General features: G+C 74.5%; 4 protein-coding genes. All 4 read right to left on the bottom strand.

Annotation, left to right across the window (positions count from 1 at the left end):
• Window positions 1-470: porin PorA family protein (locus ABZ641_RS26930; protein ID WP_359985724.1), on the bottom strand; the 470-nt coding region annotated here is incomplete at its 3' end.
• Window positions 471-796: 326 nt separating this feature from the next.
• A complete protein-coding gene (locus ABZ641_RS26925) occupies window positions 797-3,025 on the bottom strand; it encodes an FtsX-like permease family protein (RefSeq protein ID WP_359985722.1) in 2,229 nt (742 codons plus the stop codon).
• Window positions 3,022-3,711, bottom strand: coding sequence for an ABC transporter ATP-binding protein (locus ABZ641_RS26920; RefSeq protein WP_344626345.1), 690 nt, complete (start codon window positions 3,709-3,711; stop codon window positions 3,022-3,024). Before ABZ641_RS26920 ends, ABZ641_RS26925 begins: the two co-directional genes overlap by 4 nt.
• Window positions 3,708-4,232: a PadR family transcriptional regulator gene (locus ABZ641_RS26915; RefSeq protein ID WP_344626346.1), complete on the bottom strand. Its 525-nt coding sequence runs from the start codon at window positions 4,230-4,232 to the stop codon at window positions 3,708-3,710. The genes ABZ641_RS26920 and ABZ641_RS26915 overlap by 4 nt, the downstream gene beginning before the upstream one ends.
• Window positions 4,233-4,457 lie beyond the last annotated feature (225 nt).

The following is a 4,457-nucleotide window of genomic DNA, read 5'->3' as shown; positions in this document are numbered from 1 at the left end:
ACCGGCTGGCGGCCGGTGTACGTCTGCTTCTTCGCGCCGATCGGCCAGCTGACCGTCAGTCCCTTGGCGTCGACCACCGTCCAGCCGGACGGGTGATCGGTGGTCGCTTCGAGGGTCTTGCGGTCGATGGCGTACTGCCAGGTGGTCTTCTCGACCGCGCGGCCGGCCGCGGTCGTCGTCCGGCTGTCGCTGACCAGAGCGGTGTCGTCGGTGGTGTCCAGCACCTTGACGGTCCGTTCGACCGCCATCGGGACGTCCCGCTTGACGGCCGAGAGCAGGTTGCCCTTCGCCACCTCCTGGGCGTCGAGCAGGGTCTTGAAGCTACCGGTGTAGGAGCGGGTGACGTCGGTGTCGCCGGGCAGCCGTTCCACGTAGGTGGGCGTGACGAAGAACGCGAGGACGAACGCGCCGGCGATCAGCACCAGACCGACCACGACGCCGACGCCGCGGAGCACCATGTTCGTCCGCATGATCCGCTCTCCCACTGGACTCGATCCGTGCCGCTCCTGTCCGGCCCAGTGTCAGGTCGGCCGGGCACCCGCGCCACAGCGGCGCCCCGGCCGTCGTTCCCGGCGGTGTCGCCGTTCCGGCCGCCGACCTGGCACGCGTCCCGGGCCGACCCCGCACGGGCGGATTCGTCCGCGATCGACCGGTCGGTGGACGGCGGCGGCCCCGGACGGCCGGGTCGTCCCGGCCACCGAGTGCGCGCAGGGCCCGTTCGGCTTCGCTCCCCGTGGGGTGGCGCCCCCGGGGCCGGCCCGGCCCCCCCGGGGGTGGGGGAGGGCCGGGCCGGGGGTCAGCCGTTACGGGCCGCTTCCGGGCCGGTGATCCGCCGGAGCAGGGGCAGGGTCGAGGCGATGATCCCGAGGGAGGCGACCAGCCCGACCATGACCAGGGCGTAGTACACGGCGCCCGGCGACACGAGCGTGTAGTGCATCTGGGAGGTCAGGAACAGGTGTGCCGACAGCAGGCCCGTCCCGGTCGCCACCACGGCGACCACCACCAGCGGAAGCGCGCTCTCCAGGGCCACCACCGTCCGCAGCAGGCCCAGCGGCGCCCCGCCGAGCCGCAGCAGCGCGAACGGCCGCCTGCGTTCGGAGAGTCCGGCGACCACGCTCACCGCCAGGCTGCAGCCCGCGATCGGCAGGGTGGTGAGGATGACCACGTTCGCCAGCTGCCGGAAGCCGGCCAACTGCCGCTGCTGGTCGCTGCCCCAGTCCTTCACCATCCGCGACCCGTGGTCGGGGAAGGCCCGGCCGAGCACCGTCCGCACCCGCTCCGTCGCCGCCGTCGACCCGTCGGTCGTCACGTAGACCATCTGCACGGGCAACGCCGCCAGTTGGGCCGGGGTGACGGGGGCGGTGGGCCACTGCCGGGCGTCCGCCGTCCGCAGGTCGAGGAACTGGTACATCGGGACGGCCGCGACCTCCGCCCCCGGTGCGCAGCCGCCGACCACCGGGGTGCCCGCGAGTTCGGAGCAGAGCACCAGGGCCGGTGCCCACGGCCGCGGATCGGCCGGATCGGCCGCCACCCGGGCCGGGTTGGCGTGCACCACCACCGCGCCGCGGTACCCCGGCACCGCCTGCAACCCCGCGAGCACCGCCTCCGGCACCCGGTCCGCCATCGGCGGGTCCTCCAGCATCGCACCGTGCTGCACCGCCGCGCGGGTCTGCGGATCGCCGCTCAGCACACCGCGGTTGGCGTTGATGGTGCCGATGATCCCGACGGTCGCGCTCGTCACGAAGAGTGCCAGCACGAGGCCGCTCACCGACCGGAAGCCCGCCTTCGGATCGTCCGCCAGCCGCCGTACCGCGATCAGCGAGGCCGGACGCGAAGTGCGCCGGGCGACCAGCCGTGCCGCGGCCATCGTCAGCCACGGCCCGGCGACCACCAGGCCCAGCATCACCAGCACGAACCCGGACAGGTACGCCCAGGTCTGGCCGTCGGTCGTCTCCGGACGCCGGTCCACGAACCAGGCCAGCTCGCCGATCCCGGCCGCCAGCGGCAGCAGCCGCCACGCCTGCGGCGGCCGCGGCGTCACCCGCCGGCTGACCCCCAGCGGCGACACCGAGACCCGGCGCAGCGCCAGCCGTGCCGACACCGCCGCCGCGACCGGCACGCCCAGTGCCACCGCGAGCACCTGCACCACGTGCAGGGTCAGGTCGTCGGTGAAGTAGCGGTCCCCGGTGAACGGCACCTGCGCCACCAGGGGGCGGAGCGCCGCGAACAGCGCGAAGCCCGCCGCCGTGCCCGCCACCGCCGCCAGCGTCGACTCCACCGCCGAGATCAGCGCCACCTGGCCGGGGGTCGCGCCCACCAGCCGCATCGCGGCGAACCGCTGCTCGCGGCGGGCCGCCGACAGCCGGGTCGCCGTCCCGATGAACACCAGCACCGGGAAGATCAGCGCCCCCGCGACCACGGAGAGGATCAGCGTCATCGCGTCGCCGCGCACCCCCGCGCCCGGGCAGTCGTCGGCGCACTTCGTCGGCAGGGCGTCCGCGATCGTCGTCACCGCCCGGGCGCCGGGCGCCGCCCGGAGCCGGTCGACCGGGCGGCCCACCACCGCGATCAGCGAGTCCGGCGAGGCCAGCGCGGCATCGCCGAGCACGCCGGCGAGCCTGCCGGGGAACCGGTCGCCGAGTTCGGCGGAGGGGACGGCCGCCACGAGCTTCACCAGCGCGGGCGATGCCCAGTACTCCCCGGGTGCCGGAAGCGCCGTCATCCCCGGCGGCACCGGTGAGGTGGGGCCGGTCGCGGCCACGTCCACCTCGAAGATCGGCTTGCCGTCGTAGTGGTCGTCGTGGGCCCGCCACCACAGCGGGTCGACCGGGGCGCTCGCCGTCCGGGCCGCCGCACCGGTGTTCCACCACAACTGCCGTTCGTTGGAGGAGTCGACGGCGTTGATCCCGGCCAGTGTCGACAGCAGCAGCGCCACGCCGACCGCCACCGCCGCCGCGATCGAGACCAGCCGGGCCAGCGCCTCGCGTCCGCCGCTCACCGAGAGCCGCAGTGCCAGCGCGATCACGACGCGATCCGATCCACGGGGAGCGAGGTCACCCGGCCGTCCCGGACGACCGCCTCGCGGTGCGCGTACGCCGCCACCCGCGGTTCGTGCGTCACCAGGACCACGGTGGTGCCCTGTTCGCGTGCGGCGCCCACCATCAGCTCCATCACCTGCTCGCCGGTCAGCGAGTCCAGCGCGCCGGTCGGCTCGTCGGCGAACAGCACCCGCGGGCGGGTCACCAGGCCGCGGGCCAGCGCCACCCGCTGCGCCTGGCCGCCCGACAACTCGCCGGACCTACGTCGCTCCAGGCCGTCCAGGCCGAGCCGGGCGAACCACGGGCGGGCCTCGGCGAGCGCCGCCGCGCGCCGGGTGCCGCCCAGCAGCAGCGGCAGTGCGACGTTCTCCTCGGCGGTCAACTCCGGTACGAGCTGGCCGAACTGGAAGACGAAGCCGAAGCCGTCGCGGCGCAGCGCGCTGCGCTCGGTCTCGCCGAGGCGGTCGATCCGCCGGCCGTCGAAGTGGATCTCGCCGGAGTCCGGGGTGAGGATGCCGGCCAGGCAGTGCAACAGCGTGGACTTGCCGGAGCCGCTCGGCCCCATCACGGCGAGGATCTCGCCCGCGCCGACCGCGAGGTCCGCGCCGCGCAGCGCCGGGGTCTCGCCGAAGGCGAGGTTCACCCCGCGGGCCTCGATCAGGGCGTCCGTCATGGCCGCACCGCCTGGGCGATCGCGTCCAGCCGGGCCGCGGTGAGGTCGATCCAGCGCAGGTCGGCCTCCAGCCGGAACAGCCCGTGGTCGGCCAGCAGGGCGTCCAACAGGGCGCCGCTGCGGCGCAGTTCGGTGAGTTCGCGCATCCGTTGCATGTGCGCCGCACGCTGGGCGTCGAGGTACTGCTCGGCGTCCCGGCCGAGCATCAGGGCCAGCACGACCTTGGTGAACAGGACGGTCTGCAGGGTGGGTTCGGGGGCGACGGGCTCCGCGAGCCAGGTCTCGAACTCCGTCACCCCCGCCTCGGTGATGACGTACCGCTTGCGCTCGGGGCCGCCGCCCGGTTCGGCCTCGCCGGCCACCACCTTGCCGTCCCGTGCGAGCCGGCTCAGCGTCGCGTAGACCTGCCCGTACGGCAGCGGCTTGTCGCGCCCGAACAGTGCGTCGTAGTCCCGCTTGAGGTCGTATCCGTGGCTGGGCTCACGCTCCAGCAGCCCGAGAAGGGTCAGGGGAACACTCATGGGACGACCATACCCCAGGCGTATACATCGAGTGTATACATCGAGAGAACTCGCGTCGGGGCCGACGCCCGGACGGCAGCTGAGCCCTTCGGGCACCGCCGACGGGGTCCGACGGCCCACCCGGTCCGCCCCCGCCGACCCTCTCGGACGGCCCCCGCCCGGCCGAGGACCGAGGCGAAGGTGGGACGCCCTCCCGCTGTGCGTCCCACGGGTCGAGGAGCAGTG

Source organism: Kitasatospora sp. NPDC007106 (assembly GCF_040634455.1).
Taxonomy (GTDB): domain Bacteria; phylum Actinomycetota; class Actinomycetes; order Streptomycetales; family Streptomycetaceae; genus Kitasatospora; species Kitasatospora arboriphila.
This window is presented reverse-complemented; position numbering and strand designations above follow the sequence as displayed.

What these genes read in the sequence shown, in the direction of transcription:
- ABZ641_RS26920 (WP_344626345.1), bottom strand. Translation starts at nt 3,711, where the DNA reads ATGACGGACGCCCTGATCGAGGCCCGCGGGGTGAACCTCGCCTTCGGC.
- ABZ641_RS26915 (WP_344626346.1), bottom strand. Translation starts at nt 4,232, where the DNA reads ATGAGTGTTCCCCTGACCCTTCTCGGGCTGCTGGAGCGTGAGCCCAGC.